At 60.8% G+C, this 20,652-nt stretch carries 25 protein-coding genes and 2 pseudogenes; 17 read left to right on the top strand and 10 right to left on the bottom strand.

Features of this window, described 5'->3' with window-relative positions:
• Positions 1–29: 29 nt before the first annotated feature.
• The 6 genes from GEU01_RS05880 to GEU01_RS05855 form a co-directional block, all read right to left on the bottom strand.
• On the bottom strand, positions 30–434 hold the full coding sequence (locus GEU01_RS05880) for a hypothetical protein (RefSeq protein WP_231289865.1): 405 nt from the start codon (positions 432–434) through the stop codon (positions 30–32).
• Positions 435–544: 110 nt separating this feature from the next.
• Positions 545–778: a hypothetical protein gene (locus GEU01_RS22360; RefSeq protein ID WP_010508329.1), complete on the bottom strand. Its 234-nt coding sequence runs from the start codon at positions 776–778 to the stop codon at positions 545–547.
• 153 nt (positions 779–931) lie between these two features.
• Positions 932–1,405 carry a hypothetical protein gene (locus GEU01_RS26685; RefSeq protein ID WP_019085321.1) on the bottom strand — a complete coding sequence of 158 codons (474 nt, stop codon included), beginning with the start codon at positions 1,403–1,405 and terminating at the stop codon, positions 932–934.
• A gap of 193 nt (positions 1,406–1,598) precedes the next feature.
• On the bottom strand, positions 1,599–1,817 hold the full coding sequence (locus GEU01_RS05865; protein ID WP_232272417.1) for a hypothetical protein: 219 nt from the start codon (positions 1,815–1,817) through the stop codon (positions 1,599–1,601).
• 16 nt (positions 1,818–1,833) lie between these two features.
• On the bottom strand, positions 1,834–2,112 hold the full coding sequence (locus GEU01_RS05860; RefSeq protein ID WP_019085319.1) for a putative hemolysin: 279 nt from the start codon (positions 2,110–2,112) through the stop codon (positions 1,834–1,836).
• 99 nt (positions 2,113–2,211) lie between these two features.
• Positions 2,212–2,520 carry a hypothetical protein gene (locus tag GEU01_RS05855; RefSeq protein ID WP_010508335.1) on the bottom strand — a complete coding sequence of 103 codons (309 nt, stop codon included), beginning with the start codon at positions 2,518–2,520 and terminating at the stop codon, positions 2,212–2,214.
• 295 nt (positions 2,521–2,815) lie between these two features.
• On the opposite strand from GEU01_RS05855, the gene GEU01_RS05850 reads away from it, so the two are divergent.
• A complete protein-coding gene (locus GEU01_RS05850) occupies positions 2,816–3,343 on the top strand; it encodes a hypothetical protein (protein ID WP_019085318.1) in 528 nt (175 codons plus the stop codon).
• A gap of 277 nt (positions 3,344–3,620) precedes the next feature.
• Here GEU01_RS05850 and GEU01_RS22355 read toward each other — a convergent pair.
• A pseudogene (locus GEU01_RS22355) lies at positions 3,621–4,769 on the bottom strand (FAD-dependent monooxygenase); the annotation flags it as partial.
• 216 nt (positions 4,770–4,985) lie between these two features.
• Between GEU01_RS22355 and GEU01_RS05840 the strand changes: the two are divergent.
• From GEU01_RS05840 to GEU01_RS24190, 3 genes and pseudogenes are all read left to right on the top strand, one after another.
• Complete coding sequence (locus tag GEU01_RS05840; RefSeq protein WP_026018538.1) at positions 4,986–6,188, top strand: tyrosine-type recombinase/integrase; 1,203 nt, start codon at positions 4,986–4,988, stop codon at positions 6,186–6,188.
• Positions 6,189–6,249: 61 nt separating this feature from the next.
• On the top strand, positions 6,250–6,819 hold the full coding sequence (locus GEU01_RS25640) for a hypothetical protein (protein ID WP_157212817.1): 570 nt from the start codon (positions 6,250–6,252) through the stop codon (positions 6,817–6,819).
• 146 nt (positions 6,820–6,965) lie between these two features.
• A pseudogene (locus GEU01_RS24190) lies at positions 6,966–7,181 on the top strand (transposase); the annotation flags it as partial.
• Positions 7,182–7,860: 679 nt separating this feature from the next.
• Here GEU01_RS24190 and GEU01_RS05830 read toward each other — a convergent pair.
• On the bottom strand, positions 7,861–8,067 hold the full coding sequence (locus GEU01_RS05830; protein ID WP_026018537.1) for a helix-turn-helix domain-containing protein: 207 nt from the start codon (positions 8,065–8,067) through the stop codon (positions 7,861–7,863).
• A gap of 407 nt (positions 8,068–8,474) precedes the next feature.
• On the opposite strand from GEU01_RS05830, the gene GEU01_RS05820 reads away from it, so the two are divergent.
• The 11 genes from GEU01_RS05820 (at position 8,475) to GEU01_RS05775 (ending at position 16,332) form a co-directional block, all read left to right on the top strand.
• Entirely contained in the window at positions 8,475–8,735 is a 261-nt protein-coding gene (locus GEU01_RS05820) for a hypothetical protein (protein ID WP_019085312.1), read from the top strand.
• Positions 8,732–8,956: a hypothetical protein gene (locus GEU01_RS05815; protein ID WP_019085311.1), complete on the top strand. Its 225-nt coding sequence runs from the start codon at positions 8,732–8,734 to the stop codon at positions 8,954–8,956. The genes GEU01_RS05820 and GEU01_RS05815 overlap by 4 nt, the downstream gene beginning before the upstream one ends.
• Position 8,957: 1 nt before the next feature.
• A complete protein-coding gene (locus tag GEU01_RS27260; RefSeq protein WP_019085310.1) occupies positions 8,958–9,080 on the top strand; it encodes a hypothetical protein in 123 nt (40 codons plus the stop codon).
• A complete protein-coding gene (locus tag GEU01_RS05805) occupies positions 9,077–9,406 on the top strand; it encodes a hypothetical protein (RefSeq protein WP_019085309.1) in 330 nt (109 codons plus the stop codon). The genes GEU01_RS27260 and GEU01_RS05805 overlap by 4 nt, the downstream gene beginning before the upstream one ends.
• A gap of 99 nt (positions 9,407–9,505) precedes the next feature.
• Positions 9,506–10,153, top strand: coding sequence for a hypothetical protein (locus GEU01_RS05800; protein WP_157212816.1), 648 nt, complete (start codon positions 9,506–9,508; stop codon positions 10,151–10,153).
• 59 nt (positions 10,154–10,212) lie between these two features.
• A complete protein-coding gene (locus tag GEU01_RS22350; RefSeq protein WP_232272416.1) occupies positions 10,213–10,497 on the top strand; it encodes a helix-turn-helix transcriptional regulator in 285 nt (94 codons plus the stop codon).
• Between the two features lie 326 nt (positions 10,498–10,823).
• Complete coding sequence (locus GEU01_RS22345; protein ID WP_019085306.1) at positions 10,824–11,246, top strand: hypothetical protein; 423 nt, start codon at positions 10,824–10,826, stop codon at positions 11,244–11,246.
• On the top strand, positions 11,243–11,551 hold the full coding sequence (locus GEU01_RS05790; RefSeq protein ID WP_019085305.1) for a hypothetical protein: 309 nt from the start codon (positions 11,243–11,245) through the stop codon (positions 11,549–11,551). The genes GEU01_RS22345 and GEU01_RS05790 overlap by 4 nt, the downstream gene beginning before the upstream one ends.
• A complete protein-coding gene (locus GEU01_RS05785; RefSeq protein ID WP_019085304.1) occupies positions 11,548–14,145 on the top strand; it encodes a DUF927 domain-containing protein in 2,598 nt (865 codons plus the stop codon). Before GEU01_RS05790 ends, GEU01_RS05785 begins: the two co-directional genes overlap by 4 nt.
• A gap of 324 nt (positions 14,146–14,469) precedes the next feature.
• Positions 14,470–14,781, top strand: a complete 312-nt coding sequence (locus GEU01_RS05780) for a hypothetical protein (protein ID WP_019085303.1) — start codon at positions 14,470–14,472, stop codon at positions 14,779–14,781.
• 990 nt (positions 14,782–15,771) lie between these two features.
• Positions 15,772–16,332: a recombinase family protein gene (locus GEU01_RS05775; protein WP_019085302.1), complete on the top strand. Its 561-nt coding sequence runs from the start codon at positions 15,772–15,774 to the stop codon at positions 16,330–16,332.
• A 578-nt stretch (positions 16,333–16,910) separates the two neighbouring features.
• Here GEU01_RS05775 and GEU01_RS05770 read toward each other — a convergent pair.
• Both GEU01_RS05770 and GEU01_RS26680 read right to left on the bottom strand, forming a co-directional pair.
• A complete protein-coding gene (locus GEU01_RS05770; protein ID WP_019085301.1) occupies positions 16,911–17,237 on the bottom strand; it encodes an FAD-dependent oxidoreductase in 327 nt (108 codons plus the stop codon).
• A 213-nt stretch (positions 17,238–17,450) separates the two neighbouring features.
• Entirely contained in the window at positions 17,451–18,242 is a 792-nt protein-coding gene (locus tag GEU01_RS26680; RefSeq protein ID WP_232272414.1) for a hypothetical protein, read from the bottom strand.
• 144 nt (positions 18,243–18,386) lie between these two features.
• Here GEU01_RS26680 and GEU01_RS27255 point away from each other — a divergent pair, with 144 nt between their 5' ends.
• Positions 18,387–18,512, top strand: coding sequence for a hypothetical protein (locus tag GEU01_RS27255; RefSeq protein ID WP_265000827.1), 126 nt, complete (start codon positions 18,387–18,389; stop codon positions 18,510–18,512).
• A gap of 49 nt (positions 18,513–18,561) precedes the next feature.
• The coding region (locus GEU01_RS22340; RefSeq protein ID WP_408734716.1) for an esterase/lipase family protein at positions 18,562–20,652 on the top strand (2,091 nt) is incomplete at its 3' end.

Below are 20,652 nucleotides of genomic sequence, written 5' to 3'. Positions count from 1 at the left end.
GGGCCGCCGCCGTTATCGTGGTTTGCTTGTTATTCGCCAGCCACCTGCTGTCCGGTGGTGGCATCCGTGCGGGCCATCTGCTGCTGCTGCCAGCCCGCACGGGCATTGATGGCGCGGTGGCGGATGGCCGAAGGCAGGAGATCACGCAGGATATTCATCGCCGCGCGTTCCGACAGGCCGGTCTGGCTGGAAAAGCGTTGCAGTTCCGCTGGCTTGAACAGGGCATGGATGGTGCTTTCATCCGCGACCGACGTGTTGTCACGTTCCTGCCATGTGCGGATCAGCGGCAGCATGCCCTGTTCCTGCGCGCGATGTTCCAGCATGCTTGGCTCATCCGGGGCGGGCAGGGGACCAAGGATGTCGTTCAGTACCGACAGCGCCCCCGAACGGTCGCCCTGCGCGCCGGTCAGGAAATCACCGATGGCGGTGGTCATGTCGGAAATGTTTCCGGTAAGGTTTCGTGCGATTTTCATGTGAGCCTCCGAACGTCGGCGGGGCGGCCGGGCCTGTGCCACGGCATGCCCCCGGAGTTTGCGGGACGGCGTCATTTACCCTGCACGGTGTCCCGGCATGCAGGTGAAAGATCGGCAATCCGGCGTTGCATGCAGGCTTCGACCAGTCTTGTATCCGGTATGTCCAGCGGACACAGCCGCAGGGCATCGACCTTGCACGCCGCGACCTGCTGCGGTGTGCCGGGATCGGCGGAATATGCATTCGCCGGTAGTGCCATTCCCAACCCTGTCACGATCGGGAGGGCGCAGAAAACGGATTGCCGCATTGTCTGTCCTCCTGTCTGTTTTCCAATGGGGTGGTATGGGGCAAACGTGGTCCGGCGGTATGGGTTTGCCGCCGTCATGGCCGCCACGGACACATTGCCGTGACCCCCGGCGGGCCGTCCCCTGTGGGGAAGTGGACCATCCGCCCCACGCCATTACATGTGCGACGTGCCCGTGGCCGCCGGTCCCTGGCTGGGCGCCGCCTGCGCGGATGCGCCGGGGCCACCCTTCCGGCCGCCTGTCGTATCCGTGGCGGGTGCGCCTGCGTCGGCATGGGCTTCACCCGCGCATGAAATGCAGAAATCTTCCCCGAATTTGCCATGGGTGCAGGCGGTCAGAGGCAGCGCAAGCCCCAGCATGAGGGGCAGCAGGCGGCAGGCAGCCCTGATACGGGGCAGGCGGGTCATGGGCACGGCTGGCACGTTATCCTCCATCTGTTCCGGGGGGAAAAACGGCGTACCCCCGTGGAAGTTGCATCCTACCACATGGGTGGCGGCGGCATCATGGGGGGTGGGGGCGGCGGTGGCGGCCCGTAAAACCGGCCCATCCGCATGGGCGGGGGCGGTGGTGGCGGCGGCGGGGGTGGTGGATAACGGCGCATGTAGTGCCGGTGATGGGGCGGCCCCCATGCCGGTCCCCATGGCCGCGCCGACGCCACGGCGGGCAGGGGGACGGTCGCCACCACGCCTGCGATGATTGTCCCCTGCCGCAGCGCAATGCGCAGGACGGAAAGGACGGAGGAAAGATCAGACTGTCTCATAACGGCATGCAACGCGGCCAGTAGGGCATCAGTTTGGAAAGATCAGGGCACAAGATGACGGTTTAATGGCCGCGCGGCACAATCGTCCACCCCGCAACCTTCCCGCCGGGCGGCAGGCGGCACAGGCCGGCATGCCGGTCATCATTCACCTGCCATGTCCCGCCCCGGCGCGCGCAGTCCGCAGGCGGGGGCGTGCGCCGGGCCATGAGCGCATCGTCACACGCACAAAGACTCAGCAGCGCCGCCAGCACCATGTGGCGCAGGGCCGTCGTCCCGGTCATGCATGCGGGCCGCATGTCACGGCGCGGCGGTGGCATGGTCCCGGCGGAACAGCGCCCATTCCTCCATCACCGTGCCATCGGGCAGGTGGCACCAGCCGGTCACGCCCTGTGGCGAAGGGCGCATTTCCAGCGTCCCGCCGCGCTGCTGGCAGTAGACCGAGGCGGGATTGGCCATGCCGGCGCGCGATGCATGCGCCGGGGCATGATGACCCGCCGCGCACGCGCCCTGCAGCATGATGCCGCCAAGGACCACGCCCCGTGCCAGATGCCGCATGAAGGGAAAGCGATATGTCATGGAACCTGTCCGTCCTGCCTGCCGTGTTGCATGGGTAGTCATCGCCATCAGGTATCAGCAAACGCGCGCCGGGGCCAGCGCGGGTGCGCCCGGCACGGGTCAGGACGCAGGCGGCGGGGGCAGGGCGTGCCCATGGCCCAGCGCGCGCAGCATGATGCACAGGTTGGGATGATCCATCACCGCGCTGTATCTCACGCGCGGGCGGCCCGTGGCGTCGTACCACATCAGCCAGTACACCGTGCCCGGTCCGCCCGCCACGTATTCCAGCCACAGCGTATCGCCCGTATCATGCCGCGTCACCAGCGGCGCGGGCAGTACGCTGCCCCGTGCCTGCCCCGCGCCATGGGGGCAGCCCTGCCGGGTGTCGGTGCGGTAACGGTCATTGGCACAGGTGAAGGGCGTATCCACGCGCCCACGCTAACATGACCGCCATGGGGAGGCCATTGCCCGCCGTACAGCCGGGGCATTTCAGCGCAAGGCCGCGCAGGCCAGTTCATCCGGCGACACGCCCCCCGTCATGCCGGGGCCGTGGCAGAAGCAGCCCGCTGATGCATACCTGTCCGGCCAGAAGCCATGATTTTCTTATGTTTTGTCCTGGACTATCGTGAACGGTGACAGGGCCGTTTCAGGCTGCGATGCCTTCCCGGGGCGGCAACGTCGGGGGAGGGGTAGTGGATCATCAATAGCTGGCAGGGATAACGTGATGCGGTATGAGGTGCATGGCCCGTTCTGGTCGCCACGGGTTCAGAGCGAGGCGAGTACCGAGGCCCTGCGGGCGTTCTGGGACGAAATGCAGGACATGGTCCCGGGCCTTCCCCGCGCCATTGGCATATACGTGTTCTCCACCTGTCATGGTAACACGTTCACGCCCTGGTATGTCGGAAAGACAAATGCAAAAGCCGGTTTCCGGGGCGAGATCTTCCAGGACCACAAGCTTGGCCATTATGTCGATGCAAGCGAGCTCAAGCGCGGGCATCCGGCAATCCACCTGATCGCAAAGGTTGAACCCGTCAGGGGCAACTTTTGCAAGGCGTCCCAGCAGTCCGGCCGCGAGATCGACGAACTTGAGACCGTGATGATCGGCATGGCGCTGCGGGCCAACCCTGATGTCCGTAATTCGAAAAAGACATGGTTCAACCGCACCTGCCAGGTTCCCGGCATAATCGGTGACAGCCTGACCGGTCGCCCGTCGGAAGCGGTGGCGACGTTGCGGAACACGTTGAAACTGTAGGCGTAGAACCGCTGTCCCTGATCCTGTCACGGCATGGGGCGGTCAGGGATGATAGCAGGTCGCCTTTTCCAGATTTCCTGGGAGGCTGTTTGAGAACCAGTCATTGATAAAAAATAATAAAAGTTTTTGGGTGCCGCCTTTTTTCAAAAAGGTGGCGTTCTTTGAAGCTTTTTGAAAAAAGCTTCACCAAAAACTTTTATTATTTCAATTGGTTATATGACTTTCTTTTTCAGGCAATCCCTGAAGCTTTCCAAAAACAGGCTTCACCCGAAATCTTTCATGATCCTTGCGATGTCATCCTGTCCAGGGCGGCCGTGATGACCGACCCGTTCCCATTCCGCGCGACAGCGGCGACATAGCCATCGGGCCGCACCAGCCAGATGCCGTTTTCATCCGGCGGCGGGCATGCCGTGGCGGCAAGCAACGACGGATGATGCGCGATGATGGCCCGCGCTTCGGCGCTGTCCCGCGCCGCAAGGACAAGGCGGGGCGGGCCGCCTGCTGCGCGGCCCTGTCGTAAAACCAGTCTCTGCCCCGGTGCCGGGCCATGCAGCCCGCCGGCCGAACCGGCATTGAGCTGGCTGTCAGGATAGCCGATCCTGATTCCCGACAGCCTGCCGGCCACGGCGCGGCGGATGGCCGGAATGCGGAAACCCTGCTGTACGACAAGGTTGCGCGCCCGCTGCGCCAGATGGTTTTCCAGCAGGACAATCCGCGTCATGTGGCCGGAATCCGACAATATCCGCCGCGCCACGCCGCTGCGTTCGATACCGTAGCTGTCAGGCAGGGACGGCGCGGCTTCCCCCCGCATGACAACGGCCAGTTTCCACGCCAGGTTGAAGGCATCCTGCATGCCGGTATTCATGCCCTGGCCACCGGCGGGACTATGGACATGCGCCGCATCACCGGCCAGGAACACGTGGCCCGTGCGGTAATGCCGGACAATGCGTTCATTCACCCCGAAATCCGACAGCCACGCCGGATCGGACAGGGTAATGCCGCCCGGTCCGCGCCGGTCGACAATCCGCTGCATTTCCCCCAGATCCGGCATATGCAACGGAACCGGACCCAGATCGGCTATGATGCGATGGTGGTCGCGCGATATCGGAAAGAACATGACAGCCCCGTCGGGATGCCAGAAAATCGCCGGTTCGTCGGGCGGGACGGGCAGGCCCGCCACATGCGCGTCGGCAATGACGAAACCCATGGGCAGCGTGTCCCCGGCAAAAACTTGGCCCAGCCTACGGCGGACAAAGGAATGCGCGCCATCGCAACCGATCAGCCATGCCGCCTCCACCCGCTCTTTCCCGCCCCCGGCATGGGTCAGCGTGCAGGAAACGCCATCCGGGCCGTCAACAAAATCCGTCAGTTCCGTCCCGCGTTCGACAGCGCCGCCAGACGTGCCGAGATGGTCTTCCAGCAATCGCTCGGTTTCCGAAGTATGAGCCTAACCTAAGTGTCTGTGGGCGTCTGAAAGCGTCAATAACCTACTGTTTCAAATACATATAATTTACGACCTGTTTCCTGACGTGTCTGAACGTGTCCCACGATGGCCGTTTTTATCATGGGTCTGATCGTGGGTTTGGTATCATGGGTCTGTTGATCCGATTCGATTTCCAAACCCCAGACCACAGGTTTCGCCGTGCCCCGTATCAGCCATAACCGTTTGACAGTCCGTGCCGTCTCGTCCCTCAAGGATGGGGTTTTCGCGGACGGAGGGAATCTGTGGCTGACCGTCAAGGGCAACACACGGGCGTGGTCGGTCCGCTACACCAGTCCGGTAACCGGCAAGGCGCGGGAAATGGGGATTGGCTCGACTCGCACGATCAGTCTGGCTGAGGCCCGGGAGCGCGCCGCCGCCGCGCGCAAGCAGGTAGCGGATGGGATTGATCCTCTCGAGGTGCGTCGGCAGGAGCAAGCCGAACGGAAAAAGGAAAGTGGCCTGACATTCGTCCAGGTAGCGGAGAGGTTCATGGTCGAGAAGGCTCCCAACTGGCGCAGCGCCCGAGCAGCTCCCCTCCGGCAAGGCATACTCCGCATCCACATATGCCCGGTCATTGGCGACAAAGCCGTGGACGAAGTGGAGACGGATGATGTTCTGTCGGTCCTTCGGCCGATCTGGACCACCAAGCCGGAAACCGCCAGTCGGGCCCGATGGCTGATCGAGAACATCCTGAACTATGCAAAAGTGCATGGTTGGCGGGATGGCGCGAACCCGGCTAGCTGGCGCGGCCATCTGGCGAACGTCTTGCCCAAGCCCTCCGCCGTAGCGAAGGTCGAGCATCACGCCGCGATCGATCGGAAGGATATAGCGAGGGTGATGACCAAGCTGGCAGAGTCTCAGGGCATCGCTGCCAAGGCCGTCCGGTTCCTATGTCTGACAGCGGCACGCTCCGGTGAGGTGAGGGGAGCCATCTGGTCGGAGATTGATCTGAAAGCCAAGATCTGGACCATTCCGGCCGAACGGATGAAGGCAGGGAAGGAGCATCGCGTGCCCTTGAGCGATGGCGTCGTGTCTATCCTGCAGGCCGTCCTGTCGCTTCGAGATCCAGCGCATGGGGATTTTGTGTTTCCTGGCCAGAAAGCAGGCAAGCCGCTGTCAGACGTGGCGCTGTCCAAGGCTTTGCATCTGGCGGCCGGCACAAAGGATGTGACCGTGCATGGCCTGCGATCTACCTTCCGGGACTGGGCAGCGGAGGAAACCGACTATCCCCGAGAGGTGGCTGAGATGGCTCTAGCGCACGCTATCGGGGATAAGGTTGAAGCCGCTTATCGGAGGGGTGATCTGTTCGATAAGCGGAAAACATTGAGTAATCTATGGAGTATGGTCTGTGGGCAAGGATAGAAAAATGCAAAAGAATTTAATAAATATTTATTAAATAATTAATTATGGGATATAATTTATCATGATAGAATACAATAAAAAACGGACAAATATTCATGAGGCTGGTCATGCAGTTGCATTGTGGCGTATACATGGAGTTGTAGCTCCAAAATTATTGTCGACGCAAATATATCAAGGTCAAGGTGAATGTCTTTATCCTGATGTCGCAGGATTTGCTGATTTAGGAGACTGTGGACAACCATCAACACCTGATGAAGCTATCGATCTAATGGCAGTATATTACGCTGGAAAGGTGGCCGTGGATCAAGCAATTGAAATTGGTGAGTTAGCGCCTGCTCCGTATACAGAATGGGAGCCAGGCTGGTTGGGCTTTTCAACAATGTCGGGGCAGATTTCCAACCCACCTTCATCCGATCATGATTGGGTAGAATTTCTTGCTAATAAATGGGCGATGCCTAATGAGCTAGGATATAGTGCTGCCGAACTCAAAGAAAGAGCTGAAGAGAAAGCGTATCAGGAAATAGAGTGTGGCTGGAATAGTGTCCTAAAAATTAGTGAAGAATTATCTAGTTCTCAGGCTATTTTGAGAATTAAATTGAGAGAGATGCTTGCTCCCAACTGGGACTCTTAAATAATACTTATTTAAATATAAAAACGCATACAGGATTATGCAGTTATATGTCAATTTTCATTTATAAACATAAGAGCCTGATCCGAAAGTTTTTGAACAATACCAGCATGTTGTGATTCATCCGTCTTTGCGAAGAGATGGAGTGAATGGTGGCATGGACTGGTATTGCCCGACACGAACATAGCCGGGAGGGATTGCGATATCCATCGGATATGACGGATGCCGAGTGGGCTTTGATTATGCCGTTCGTGTCTCCGGCGAAACGGGGCGGACGGCCTCGCACGGCGGATATGCGCGAGGTTGTAAACGCGATACTCTATATCGCCTCGGGTGGGTGTGCGTGGCGTCTGCTGCCGAAGTGTCAGGCTTTTAACGGCACGCACCCAAGGTCCGCAATGAGGCTAAGAAAACCGCAATGTTTCGTGACCTATGAAGGGTTGACGGATCTCTCTCTGATCGCAATGTATGGGGGGTCCGGTGAGGTGAGAACGGCTACCTCACGCACCTGCTAGCCGCAGGTAACTAACCTGGCACCTCTTATGCGGCGAAGAGGGCTAGGCCAAGAGATCGGGGATTGCGTCCCGCCCGGACAAGAAAAAAGACCGGTTCGCCGGTCTTTTTTTATGGGCGAACAGGAAGGCAGAGGCGGCCCGCGGCTCGCCTGATGGTAATGGTCCGTTCTGGCACACGGTAGGCGGTCTTCACGCGATAAAGCCCGTCTCGGTCCCGTTCCAACCCTACGGCAATCAGGACATATTCGCCTTCTTGCTGGCTTGATCGAAAGCGTATCACAAGTTCAAAATTGTCTGCATGTTTGGGGGCTTGCCCTATCAATCCGGGCGATTGGCCAACGCGTCGAAGGGCGGACATGCACATGGCATAGTCTTCTGGATGGTCCTTGGCGATATGCCAATGGGCCTGCCGACTGAGGTAAAGTTCCCCCGGTTCCAGGTCTGTTTGCAATGTGCGGTTAATAAGCTGAACGTCGAGAGGGCCTAATCGGAGCGCAACGCATTGAGCTTTGCTTGTGGGTGCCTCCACTTATTCGCTCTTCCTCAGCCGCACCCCAGCCCCACCACCATTCTCAGCGATGAACTCGACCCCAGCTGCCTCCAGGGCGGCGCGGATGGCTTCGACCGTACGGGGATAAAGCGTTTCCCCACGCTCAAGGCGGGTAATCGTGTTGGTGGAGACCTGAGCAAGCTCGGCCAACTCCCGCACACCTAGGTTAAGACCCGCTCGGGCCATCCTGCATTGTTCTGGGGTCATATAAACTTCGCTACACTGTGTCGATCTTGGGTTGACCAAGGGGTAAAACTTGTGGACAGTGTAGCGACCTTGCGCTCTTTGGCAAGGCAGCCGGACGGGAAGGTGGAAGCTCCCGCGCCCGGCCTAACCATCAACCGAAGGATGAATTCGGCAATGGCTAATCGTGCCTATAGCACGCCCAGACACACATGGGCATGCTCTCGGCTGGGTACAAGCGTACTCGGCTCCCTTTTCCCCAAAGCAGGGAAAACCCTCTTACTCACATCCGAGCATCTGGTAGCCGGGCTGATTTTCCCTGCGCTGCTCATGCTCGCCCTGGCAGGCTTCGCCCAGCCGGAGGTTTTGCGTCACACCGGCGCAAAAGTGCAGGTGATGGAGGCGGCCCGATGACCAGCCCCATCCGCAAGGCCACGATGGCCGCCCTTGGCGCTGATCGCCGCTGCTGGAAGGAACCTGCCACCTCCGACGCGGAAACACAGATGCAACGCTTTGGCGTGGCCTACCGCAAGGCCATCCGCACACGCGCCCGGACCTTTGCCGATCTACAGGACAAGGCCCGGCTTGTGATGATGTTCGATCCGGCCCCCAACCAGATCGAGGCCAGCCTGGCACGCGACATTCTGGCGATGAAGGGGTGTGCGAAATGAGCACAACCCGACGTGTTGAAGCCAAGGAAATCCGGGCTGTCCAGAACGCCAGCCGGTCGCTTGCACGCCTCGCCATTCTCATGCGCTGGGCCGGAGAGGGGGTCGCTACTGCCAGCCGGTCGGACCTGACCCCGGCGCAGGCTCAATCCTTTGGCCTGGCCGTCACTTGGGCCAGCGAAGAAATCGAACGGCACTGTGCCGTCATTGACGAGGCGATGTGAGATGAAGCGCCTCCTTATCAACGCTGCCTTGCTCGCCCTGATCCCGCTGGCACGGCTGTCTGCCCGTGTCACGCGCGGTCTGTCCCAACTGGCCTTCCGGCTGTGGCAGGAGGAAGTGAAATGAGCCGCCCTGCACGCTTCTGGTCCGCCCGTGACCTCCGCCGGATTGAACACCTCCGCAAGGAGGGCCTGTCATGGCGCGAGGTTGGCGAGGCGATGGGAACCAGCTCCACGTCCTGTCACCGGGCATGGCGAGCGCATACAGCGCCGCCCAGTCTGGCAACGCCCGACCGGCTGGCGGCCATACAGGCTGCCGCCACGGAAATCAGCGTCATGGCCGGGATACTGGCCCGCATGGCGGAGGGGGACAAACAGACTGGAATGGAACTGGCCTGGCTGGCTGAGGGGATCGGTCGGCATGCCAACGCAATCGGAGACTGTCTGTCATGACAAAATGTGTTCTCATCCTGTTCTCAAATCCGTTACAGTGCGCCTTATTGCGTCCTGACGGATCAGGGCGTTTCACCGATAGCCAGACGGAGCGGACATTTGGCAAAACGTCAGGAACGCGATCAGGAACGTATGCACCTGCTGTATCGAATACTGGCTTTCAGAAAAACCGACACAATTTTTCATTGGTATGTCGCGAAGGTGGACGACAACGCGCCTTTGGCGTGGATTGCGCTCCTGAGGTTCTTTCGCAAGCGAATGGAGAAGCAGCAGGGAGACGGCGTTCATTTTGCGGAAGACGTGGTTCTGCCAGCAGAAATGGCCGACTTCCTGTTCGAAGTGACGTATGGGCTTGCCGTGCTTGCTACCGGACAGGACCCGTTTTCAGAGCATGCGGATCCGCTTCTGGCGCATACTGTGATGGACCATCTACCGCCGGGGAAACTGGCGGAACTTGTCCCCCGGGTGCTGAAATTCACTGCGCCAGGAAAGAACGATTTCGCCACAGCCGGGCGTCTCAATTCATCTCCGCTTGCCAAGATACGCGCTGCCAACGGGTACGCATCCTATCGTGCGCAAGGCTTTACCGCCCAGGAAGCTTTTCGGCGATTGGAATACGAAACTGGCGAAAAACCGCTGTCGGACAGCGCGTGGTTCCGTCGCATCCGGGAAGGCGAAACGCTGATGAAAGAGGCGTTGAAGCTGGTGGATCAGCGCGAGGTGACGGCACGCAAAACCCCGCCGTAAGGCTGCAACTGTCGCGGCTTCATGAGGGTGTAGATACTGTCTCAACCTCACCAGAAGTAATGGAATTAAATAATACTTACATTACTTCTGTGATTTGTGGCATTGATGCTTGCAGACACATCCATGATTTGCAGGAACTTTCATCAATGACAGATGATATGCACCGTCGCGTTCTTTTGCGTGTGGACGATATTATGCGCGAGACAGGGGCCAGCCGTTCCACGGTCAACCGCCTGATGGCTGCCGGAACTTTGGTGCGTGTGAAAATCGGACGGGCAACACGAATTACAGCGGACAGCTACGGGGCGTGGATCGCTTCGCTGTCTAGTGCTGACAATGCCTGAAATGGAAATCGCCAGCCCACGATAGATGGACCGGCGACCCGGTAGGCTACTGAAACGATGAAATGCACTTCGTTTGTAGGGCCTATTCTGGCTGTTCGTCCATAGAAATCGTGGCTGGCACATAGGAAAACTATCATGCCAAGCCTTAGCAAGCGTGGACGCCCGAAGTGCGTCCGTGGTGGGGCACCTGTGCCTCGTCTGATATTCCTGGCCGATGCTGCCAGCCCAGATGGTGTGCCGCGTGTTGCCCTGATAATGCCGGGTCTGCGTTTGCCGGTCGTTTATCGCTCTGTATCCGCAGCAATGGCGGCAGCGGAGGACCGGCTATGAATATCCAGCCTCTCTACATCGGGCAGGTGAATGGCCGTCCTGTGCGATTTTATCGTGCCCCTAACGGGGTGATTGCTCTGCCTTGGCACAGCATGACTGATCTGGTTAGCGCAACCGGCATGCCAAGTGAGGCACAAATCGTGTTTCTCGACATGACCAGCACAGGGCAGTGGCAGGATGACGTGCGTACCGTCCAGACCGATACGGGACCGCTCCTGATCGCGCCTCACTGGATGGCTCAAGGTGCCATTGGTGCATTTGAACAGAACGGTATGGCTCCAGCCGGGTTCGATGAGGCTTACAGTCTCGCTCTGACGGAAGCCTGCTGCGTTCTGCAAGATGGCATGGCGCCGGAAGAAAAGATCACCAACATCATCAAGATGGGGCGCCATCACCTTGGGCGGGAGGATGATGCATGAGCCAGTCCTCCATCGACTTCGCCCGCATCAACAGTGCCGCACTGGCGGCGCTACCCGCCCTGCTGGGCCGGTGGCTGCCGGACGGCAAGCGTGAGGGCCACGAGTGGGTGGCCCGCAATCCCCGGCGCAGCGACCGCGAACCGGGCTCCTTCAAGGTGAATATGAATACCTGCCGCTGGTCTGACTTCGCCACGGGCGACCGGGGCGGCGATCCCGTATCGCTGGCCGCCTACCTGTTCAATATCCGTCAGGGCGAAGCCGCGTCCCGTCTTGCCGCCATGCTGGGGCTGGGGGGTGATGCATGAGTGAAAATGACATGCCCGTTGATTACACCGATCCCGCGCCCGATCCGCATGCCCCGGTGCCTGCAACGTCAGTCGATAACTTCGGCAACGTCACGAACCTGACGCCGGACCTCGAAAGCGCGTTCTCCCCGCTGGCCGAGACCGAAAAACAGGCCATCCCCGGCCGGGCAGGCGAGATATGGGACCCCATCACACCGGCCCCCAGCGAACCGGAGACGCCGCGCGGCGCTTCGGCCATGTGGGTCTATCGTGATGCCGAGGGCAAGCCGCTGTGTGCTCGTTTCCGTAAGGATGACGGCGCTGGTGGCAAAGTGGTGTTGCCCCTGGCCTACGGCCGCCGGGTCTGGACCGATAACCGTGGCAACCGCCGTGACGCGACGGGCTGGCACTGGAAACAGGGTGCCAAGCCCCTGCCGCTTTATGGGCTGGAGCAGCTTGCCGCCTGCGCTGACGTGCCTGTGCTGCTGGTGGAAGGGGAAAAGACGGCAGACGCGGCGGCTGCGCTGTTCAAGGATTACGTTGTCATGACCTCCCAGGGCGGGAGCAAGGCAGCGGCAAACAATGACTGGACACCCCTTGCCGGACGGGATGTGACCATCTGGCCGGATAATGATGATGCCGGGCAGGCATGGGCTGATGACGTGATCCGCTACCTGCGTGAAGCCGGGGCCGGGATCGTCCGCAAGGTGGATGTGCCCGCCAGCCTGCCTATGGGCTGGGATCTGGCTGACGATGTGCCGCCGGACGTGCTGGCGGAGCAGGAGGATACCAGCGCGGCAGGCTGGGCCGTCCGGCTGGTTGAGGCCGCACCGATGGCCGCTCCCAATGTGCAGATGCCGCCTGGCTATTTCATGACCCCGGCCGGGCTGCATTTCATGCCTGACAGCAATGGCGATATGCCCGCACCGCCCATCTGGATCGCAGCCCCGTTCGATGTGGTGGCCGAGACCAATGACGGCACCGGCTTCGGCTGGGGGCTGATGATCCGTTGGCAGGACCGTGACAACCGCAAGCATGAATGGGCCATTCCCAAGCGCATGGTGCACGGCGACGGCAAGGACATTTCAGGCGAACTGGAGGATGCCGGGCTGAACTGCTCCATTTCCGCCACCCGCTACCTGCGCCAGTTCATCGCCAGCGCCCGCACCAAGGCCCGCCTGCGGTGCGTGGACCGTGCCGGGTGGCATACCGCACCGGATGGTCACACCTTCATCCTGCCGGGCGGCCTGCCCATCGGCACCGGGGCGCGGTCGGTCGTGTTCCAGTCCTCACGGGCCACGACAGGGCAGGAGTTCGCCGCGGCGGGCACGCTGGCGGAATGGCAGCACAAGGTGGCGGCCTATGCCGTGGGCAACAGCCGCCTTGCTCTGTTCCTGTCCGCAGCCTTTGCCGGGCCACTGCTGGACATTGTAGGCGAGCAGTCCGGCGGCATCCATCTGGTCGGCAAGGCCCAGTCCGGCAAGTCCACCGCCGCCTATATCGCGGGCAGCGTGTGGGGGCGTGGCGATCGGGAAGGCCAGATACGGGCATGGCGCGGCACTGCGAACGGTTTGGAAGGTGTTGCGTCCGAGACTTCGGATACCGTGCTGATCCTTGATGAAATGGGGCAGGCCGATAGCCGGGAGGTGGGTGAAATCACCTACATGCTGGCGAACAACAGCGGCAAGATGCGGGCCGGACGCACCGGCAATGCCCGCACCCGCAAGACATGGCGTGTCCTGTTCCTGTCCACCGGCGAAATTACCCTGGCCGCCAAGATGGGCGAGGCAGGCAAGCGGATCATGGCCGGGCAGGAGGTGCGCTTGGTCAATATTCCCGCAGATGCCGGGGCTGGCATGGGTGCGTTCGAGAACCTGCACGATATGGAGTCAGGCGGGGCACTGGCCGACCATCTGCGTGATGCCGCCCGCACCTGTTACGGCACGGCCTCACGGGCTTTCCTGTCGCGTCTGGTGCAGGACCGGGCACATGATGCCGAAGGGCTGGAAAAGCGCCTCAAGGCCATCCGCAGGCAGTTTGAATCCCGCTTCGTGCCGCCCAAGGCTGACGGGCAGGTGCGGAGCGTGGCCGCCCGTTTTGCCCTGATTGCCGGGGCGGGGGAACTGGCGGCCAGCTATGGGGTGCTGCCGTGGAAGCGGGGCGAGGCGTTTAATGCTGCTGGAGCGTGCTTTGCAGCGTGGCTTGCCGAGCGAGGCAGCGCCGGGGCTAGTGAGGACATGAAGGCAGTCGATCAGGTCCGGGGCTTCATCGAGAAGCACGGGGAGAGCCGCTTTACCAACATCGCCCGTATCACTCCTCTGAGCGAAGCCGAGGGCGTTCTGGCTGACAGCCGGACCATCAACCGCGCGGGGTTCAAGCGTAAGGCCGAGACCGGCGGGCAGGTCCGCTGGGAATACCTGATCCTGCCGGAAATGTGGAAAACGGAAGTCTGTCAGGGGCTGGATGCCGTGCGTGCTGCCAAGGCTGTGAGGGATGCGGGGTATCTTGTGACGGAGGAAGGACGTGACCTGACCCGCAAGGTGTCCATCCCCGGCGAAGGCCGTCCCCGTGTCTATGTCATCCGGGGAGCGATCCTTGGCGATGAAGAAGCCTGACCGACACCCGAACATGGTTTTTTATGTCGGGCAGGTCGGGCACGTCGGGCAGGCACGCTATACCCCGCAGTTTTCCGCCATTCTGGTTTCTAAAAAGCTGCCCGACATACATTCGGGCAGTCGGGCATGTCGGGCAGAAGATGGGAAGGAATGGGATGCGTGCCCGACCTGCCCGACTGGGCAACCTTATGTCGGGCAGGAAAGAGACAGATAAAAATGGCGGTTTTTAGCGGTTTTCGAAGGGGGTGCCCGACATGCCCGACGTGCCCGACCAATTTTTACCGGGTCAGACGCGAAATGGCGCCAACGGACAGGATCACCATAATGAAGATTGAAGCAGCGAAAGCCCTGATTGGCTGGAACTATGACAGCAACATGCAAAGGGTCCGGGATGTGATCGTGCTGCGTCAACCGGATGATTGTGCGGCAGACTGGATTGGGCCGCCTGCCTGGCAGACAGCATTTATCACCACGGGCGCGTGTATGGCCGAATGGATGAAGGGTGACCCGAGATACACGCCTGCCGGAGCATTGGCATCCATGCTTGAGGGAGGTGGTTTCGTCTCGCAAACAGAAGCCCACCGGGCCTTGACGGCTCTCGCTCAGATTGAAGGCATGGAGTGGGTATCCCCCTAGCCGACTGGAATGGGGTATGGTCACACGACCGAACAGGAGAGCGTTGTGGCGACTTACAGACAGGTGCAGGACTGGATCAGGGCAAAAGAGGGCTTTGCAGCAAAAAGCTGCTGGATAGCCCATGTTCTATCGGATCACGGCAAGACGCGACGGCAAGCGAATAATCGAATTGATCCAGACCAGAGGAAACATCCGTGCCCGCCAGAGAAGCGGCCTGTCATTGAAGCTGCATTGCGGCATTTTGGGATGATCTGAAAACAAGCTGGCTCATCGAGTGGGTGCTATCTGTGAGGGTGGCAGCAGGTGGCACGGGTGGCAGCAGGGGTGGCATCATTGGGTGGCAGCATTTTATTGGGTGGCAGCATTGGTGCCACCTCGTATGGCTTGAGTGCGGAGCGCGAGTAAGCCCTGTGCCTACGTAGGCACACACATCTTGCCGATCCGTTTTCTGTCTTGTTCGGCCTCAAATGGCCCGACTTGGCCCGAAGGAAAGAAACAGCCTGTCCGGGCCGTTTAGGGCTGAGTTGGAACAAATCTGGGCTGGCAAGATGTGTTGCCCCGGACGGGGCACCGGCCTGACTTGCATTGCATGCTCGACAGGATGTTAGGGAGACGGGCCCTTAAAGTCTCAGAAATCGTCACGCGTCAGATTGGTGTGTTTGGACGAAATCGCGGATGACGCTCGGAAGCGTGGATGCGTCGCCCGAAAGGTCTCGAGATTGCGCACGCGTCAAAATAGAGCCGCGCGAAGGCGTCAAAGCGTCCGGGCTGGACGAAATCAGGCAGATAGATCGCAGGCGTTCGCGCGGAAGCTACTTTGGTGCTGATTTGGCGTCTCGTGATGGTTCTGGCTGTGTCCTGCTGTCACAATAGGGCAAGGTTCAGAGTGACATTTGTGCTGTTACAGTTTTCCGTCACATTAGGGTTGATTTTTGGTGTTTTGTGACATTACGTTATGAACATCTTAGAACCTATTGTGACAGGCGACGCATGAAAATCGGTTACGCACGGACCAGCACGGTCGATCAGGACGCAGGGCTTGAGGCGCAGGTGCGCGATTTGCAGGCGCATGGATGCGAGCAGGTCTTTTCCGAACAGGTGAGCGCAACGCAGGTGGCCCGTCCTGAACTGGAGACGGCCATCAGCCATCTACGCGAGGGTGACGCGCTGGTGGTCTGCAAGCCCGACCGTCTGGCCCGCTCTACGGCTGACCTGCTGGCCCTGATTGAGCGTGTGGAGGCCCATAAGGCCGGTCTGGTCATCCTGTCCATGTCCGGGCAGGTGCTGGATACGACCACCCCGACCGGCAAGCTGATGCTGACCATGCTGGGGGCCGTGGCTGAGTTTGAGCGTTCCCTGATGCTGGAGCGCCAGCGTGAGGGGATCGCCAAGGCCAAGGCGGACGGCAAATACAAGGGACGGCGGCCTACAGCGATGGAAAAAGCCTCCCAGGTGCAGGCCCTCAAGGCGGAAGGGATCAACCCGACTGAGATTGCCCGCCGCCTGGGTATCTCGCGCATGAGCGTTTATCGGTGTCTGGAGGCTGTCTGACCAAGCAGCGCGGCGCGCCTATAGGAACTTCATTATATGAAATCAAAAAATAGGCCGTCCTCACGAAACTCCTATAACTTATGAAATCAAAAAAAACCTGAAACGCCGGTTTTTGGCCGGTGTTTGTCAGGCATCTATCGGGTGTCTTTCAGGTGCCTGTCTGGCCTGAAAACGGACGAGTAAATTCATTCCGTCCTTTCGGGTCATTTTGACGAAATGAGGTGCATGATTTTGACAGAAGGCCGCGTGTGAAAGGTCGTTGCACGCTCTGGCGACTTTTCATGATCTGCGGTGCATTGTGTCCATATGGACAATTCGGGCGCATGACGATTTCTGAGGCTTTGAGAGCGTCATACGGCGTAGTGCATATGCTGCTGACTGCTCGCGCGTGATTTGATTAAAAAGCGGTTCGGCCTGTTTTTCGACCCTGCCGTAGAAGCCCAAAAGCCGGATGCTTGAGCAGTATCAGCTTGCGCTGTGTGTCTCTGCATGTATCTTAGGAGAGCAAGTTCTATCATGGGTTTAATCGTGGGTTCAGATTTGGATAAATCCTTAACCTACTGATTTAACACTAATTTTTAAGGAAATATGGCTCCCGATTGCGGAATCATCAGCAGGTAATTGAAGGTGGAGGCGATCGTCCCGAACGGGATCCGGGCCAGCGTCCTGCGGCCTGCATGGATACTGACGGCCTGCGCATGCAGCCCGGTGGCCACGAACGCCCCCGCGCAGCCCGCCGCGTCCAGCAGTTCAAGCGTCCGGGGCCAGATGGCCAGGGCGCGGGAGCGGGTATTACGTGCCGGCAGCCTGTCAATAACCCTGACGGGCGCGCCATACCGGGCCAGTTCGGCGGCCATGGTCAGGCCGACAGGTCCCGCGCCGACAACAAGAACGGGCTTCGACATGGTTTTCGTCCATACAAAAGCCAGTGCCCGGACCTATGGACAGCAGCCGCCACGTTAACGCCAGAGATGCGCGGAGTGTTCCAGCCCGTTCCGTTTCTGTCAGGGTGACAGGCGGTTCTAGGGGAGGAGGAGCGGAAGGTCGGCTCAGTGTATAAAGAGAAAAAGCAGACCAGTCATCGAGTACCAGGCAGAAAGTATTCCCGATATTTCGCTTTACTGGTGGTCTCCCTTGTCGGACGGAACCTTGTCATCCGCGATAAGGTTGCAGGCAGCCACCGGGCGGGGATGATTTTCATACCCGTTGATACAGAATTCAAACGTATCGTGGCGGACCTGCTGGCCCGCTTTCGTATTGAGGAAAAATGGTGCGAGTTGTTCTGCGCAATGCCCGCCATCGCGAAAATCCATATCCACCGCATCAAGAAAAATCTGCATGGGTACGAAACCGGCATAAAGCGGATCGCCGAACTTCTGGGGCGCCTTGATATTCTGCAGATACCGGATGCTGAACGCACACATCGGCCCGTAAAGTCCGCGATGGCTCAGGAAATGGTAATCGAGCCGCCTGCCTGCGATGTCACGACGAACGGTTCCCCTGATACTCGCCACGCCGTTCGCTTCTCCTGCTTCATAGACCACGACCTTGCGGACAAGATAATCCAGCAGGATCATGGATTTGCAGTCATCCGTGCCGCAATGCACGGCCTTCGCCTTCGCCGCGGCAGATTCAAGTGCTGCAAAAGTCGGGGGAACAGGCACGCTTTCAGCCGGGAGTGACGGCGAACGCGCATGGGCCGGGCCTAACGTGAGAAAGAACGCCAGCATGAGGGCACATGATCGCACAGGTTTACTTCCGATAGAACCTGAACTCCCTTCCCGGAACATTAAAGACACGCACGCGCCTCCCGTCTTGTGCCCAACCTGGGACATAATTCCTGATCGGTTTTCCACTCCGGTCCCGAACCCCATCGACTGATTCCGGCCCGCTGCCAGTATCGAATCCATGCAGATTCGTATCTCCCTCTTTTGGCATGCTGCCTGTCTTTCCCGAATGTTCCCGTGCAGGCATCATTCCGTATGCGCCTCCGGGCGCGCCATGCTTCCTGATATCTGCTTCGAAAAACGCAGCCATGTGGCAGGATGCCCGCAATGAAAGCGACTGCCGACATGACGCCGGTTTTCCATATCAGTCCCCGCCATGCCCACGGGGTTTCCGCCCGGCGTGCCGGGGCAGGGGGGCGATCATCCGTCATGGCCCGTTCACCCTGTCCCTGAACGTCGCCAGCGCATTGCGTGGGGGGCGAACTGGTGCTTAACCTGCGGCATGATACGCACTTTCACCGCTGCCCGCCGCGCGTCGGCACGCAGCATACGCCGTCCTGTCCGCATGGGCCATGCCGCGCGCGGCGGGGGCGTGCTGGCGCTTGTGCTGATGGCGGGGTGCGCGGGGCCGGTTACGGTGCGGCATGTGTCGCTGGTCCACAGCTACCGTGACATCACGCGCACGGCGCTGCAGGGCGGCAGGCCGGCTGACGAAACGATGATCGTGCTGCGTCGCCATGGGCTGCTGGCCGCATGGCGCGCCGATCCCGACCGTGCCATCGCCACCCTGCGCACGCAGGCGGCCGGTCGCGATGACGAGGGCGACGTGCTGTTCGCGCTGGCGGAACTCAGTTACCGGCAGGGCCTGCGCCACCACCATGCGCAGGATTTCCTGGCCGCCGCGGTCTATGCCTATGCCTTCCTGCAGCCGGGGCAGGCGGGGGGTCCCAGCCCGTATGACGGGCGCTTCCGGCAGGCGTGCGACCTGTACAACCTTGGTCTGGCCGCGGCCTTTCCCGCCCCGGTCAACGTTACGGCGCAGACCCGTGCGCTGCCCTTTGGCGATATTGTCCTGAGCGCCGACCCCGCGCAGCTGCGCTGGCACGGACGCCTGCTGGAACGCCTGCAGCCCACGGCCACGCTGGGGGTTGGCGGCATACCGAATGTCTATCGCACCCCCGGACTGGGCGAAGCCCTGACCGCGCTGGCCCGTCCCGACCCCGCGTTCACGCCGCCACAGCCCGCGCCACAGGCCGCGCATGAAGCAAAACATCTGGTCCAGCCTTCCGCCGTGGCGGACCTGACCGGTCCGGCGCATGATGACGCCCTGCGCGCCGTGCCCACGCCGCCCGCCCCGCATGGCGGCAACGACCTGGCCAGTGGCGACCCCACCGGCAACGGCGACGGGGTCGCGAATGACGGCAGCTTCAGCGTGTCGGACAAGCTGCGCGTGCCCGCCAGCCTGCTGCTGGAAATCGACAACCCGCGCGCGCAGGTGCTGGGCGCGCACCTGACCGGGCGGCTGGTGCTGCGGGTGATGGATGAAAGCCCGGACACCCCCATCGGCCATGCCCGCGTGCCCGCCGAATACGACCAGACCGCCGCCCGTGCGCTCAGCCTGGTGGACGCGGCGCTGTGGACCAAGGAATATCGCGGTTTCTTTGACGGCACGACCTATGACGGCACGCGCCCGCGCCTGATCGCCATGACGCCGCACCGGCGCGGCAACATGCCGGTGGTGTTCATACACGGCACCGCGTCCAGCCCGTACCGCTGGGCCGTGATGGTCAATGACCTGCTGGAAGACCGGCGCATCCGCGATCATTTCGATTTCTGGTTCTTCTCCTACGCCACGTCCAACCCCATCCCGTATTCGGCATGGCAGTTGCGGCACGCGATCACGCAGGCGGTGGACAGCCTGGGCGGGATGAAGGCGGACCCGGCGCTGGGGCATATCACGCTGGTGGGGCACAGCCAGGGCGGGCTGCTGGCGCGCATGCTGGTCATCAACCCCGGCGACCGGCTGTGGGACGGCACGGCGGGGCGGCCGCTGTCTTCCTTCCACCTAAGCGACAGCACGCGCGAACTGGTGCATGAGACGATGTTCCCCACCGCCATGCCCGAAATCCAGCGCGTGGTGTTCATTTCCACCCCGCAGCACGGCAGCTATCTTGCGGCCATGTCCATTGCGCGCCTTGTCGGCAGCATGGTCAGCCTGCCGGTACGCGTGACCGAAACCGCGCGCGACATCGTGACCGGGGCGGGGGACAGCACGCACCTGAGCAACCGCGTGCTGCGTCTGGGCAGCGTGTACGCCATGTCGCCGCACAGCGCGTTCATGCGCACGCTGCCCACCATTCCCATGGCCCCCGACGTGCAGGCCCATTCCATCATTCCCGTCTGTGGTAACCCGCGCGACCTGACCCATGCCGATGACGGGGTGGTGTCGTATGAAAGCGCCCACATCCCCGACGTGCAGTCCGAACTGGTGGTGCGCAATTCCGAACATTCGACCCAGTCCAACCCCGCCACCATTGCCGAGGTCCAGCGCATCCTGCTGCTGCAACTGGCCCAGAACCCGCCGCAGGCCATG

Origin of the sequence: Komagataeibacter europaeus LMG 18890 (assembly GCF_000285295.1) — a bacterium.
Classification (GTDB): Bacteria; Pseudomonadota; Alphaproteobacteria; order Acetobacterales; family Acetobacteraceae; genus Komagataeibacter; species Komagataeibacter europaeus.
This window is presented reverse-complemented; position numbering and strand designations above follow the sequence as displayed.

Bases quoted from the DNA above. Each gene is read 5' to 3' on its own strand.
- GEU01_RS05880 (WP_231289865.1), bottom strand. From the start codon at position 434: ATGACCACCGCCATCGGTGATTTCCTGACCGGCGCGCAGGGCGACCGT.
- GEU01_RS22360 (WP_010508329.1), bottom strand. From the start codon at position 778: ATGCGGCAATCCGTTTTCTGCGCCCTCCCGATCGTGACAGGGTTGGGA.
- GEU01_RS26685 (WP_019085321.1), bottom strand. From the start codon at position 1,405: ATGGGGGCCGCCCCATCACCGGCACTACATGCGCCGTTATCCACCACC.
- GEU01_RS05865 (WP_232272417.1), bottom strand. From the start codon at position 1,817: ATGACCGGGACGACGGCCCTGCGCCACATGGTGCTGGCGGCGCTGCTG.
- GEU01_RS05860 (WP_019085319.1), bottom strand. From the start codon at position 2,112: ATGACATATCGCTTTCCCTTCATGCGGCATCTGGCACGGGGCGTGGTC.
- GEU01_RS05850 (WP_019085318.1), top strand. From the start codon at position 2,816: ATGCGGTATGAGGTGCATGGCCCGTTCTGGTCGCCACGGGTTCAGAGC.
- GEU01_RS25640 (WP_157212817.1), top strand. From the start codon at position 6,250: ATGATAGAATACAATAAAAAACGGACAAATATTCATGAGGCTGGTCAT.
- GEU01_RS05830 (WP_026018537.1), bottom strand. From the start codon at position 8,067: ATGGCCCGAGCGGGTCTTAACCTAGGTGTGCGGGAGTTGGCCGAGCTT.
- GEU01_RS05820 (WP_019085312.1), top strand. From the start codon at position 8,475: ATGACCAGCCCCATCCGCAAGGCCACGATGGCCGCCCTTGGCGCTGAT.
- GEU01_RS05815 (WP_019085311.1), top strand. From the start codon at position 8,732: ATGAGCACAACCCGACGTGTTGAAGCCAAGGAAATCCGGGCTGTCCAG.
- GEU01_RS27260 (WP_019085310.1), top strand. From the start codon at position 8,958: ATGAAGCGCCTCCTTATCAACGCTGCCTTGCTCGCCCTGATCCCGCTG.
- GEU01_RS05805 (WP_019085309.1), top strand. From the start codon at position 9,077: ATGAGCCGCCCTGCACGCTTCTGGTCCGCCCGTGACCTCCGCCGGATT.
- GEU01_RS22350 (WP_232272416.1), top strand. From the start codon at position 10,213: ATGGAATTAAATAATACTTACATTACTTCTGTGATTTGTGGCATTGAT.
- GEU01_RS22345 (WP_019085306.1), top strand. From the start codon at position 10,824: ATGAATATCCAGCCTCTCTACATCGGGCAGGTGAATGGCCGTCCTGTG.
- GEU01_RS05790 (WP_019085305.1), top strand. From the start codon at position 11,243: ATGAGCCAGTCCTCCATCGACTTCGCCCGCATCAACAGTGCCGCACTG.
- GEU01_RS05785 (WP_019085304.1), top strand. From the start codon at position 11,548: ATGAGTGAAAATGACATGCCCGTTGATTACACCGATCCCGCGCCCGAT.
- GEU01_RS05780 (WP_019085303.1), top strand. From the start codon at position 14,470: ATGAAGATTGAAGCAGCGAAAGCCCTGATTGGCTGGAACTATGACAGC.
- GEU01_RS05775 (WP_019085302.1), top strand. From the start codon at position 15,772: ATGAAAATCGGTTACGCACGGACCAGCACGGTCGATCAGGACGCAGGG.
- GEU01_RS05770 (WP_019085301.1), bottom strand. From the start codon at position 17,237: ATGTCGAAGCCCGTTCTTGTTGTCGGCGCGGGACCTGTCGGCCTGACC.
- GEU01_RS26680 (WP_232272414.1), bottom strand. From the start codon at position 18,242: ATGGATTCGATACTGGCAGCGGGCCGGAATCAGTCGATGGGGTTCGGG.
- GEU01_RS27255 (WP_265000827.1), top strand. From the start codon at position 18,387: ATGAAAGCGACTGCCGACATGACGCCGGTTTTCCATATCAGTCCCCGC.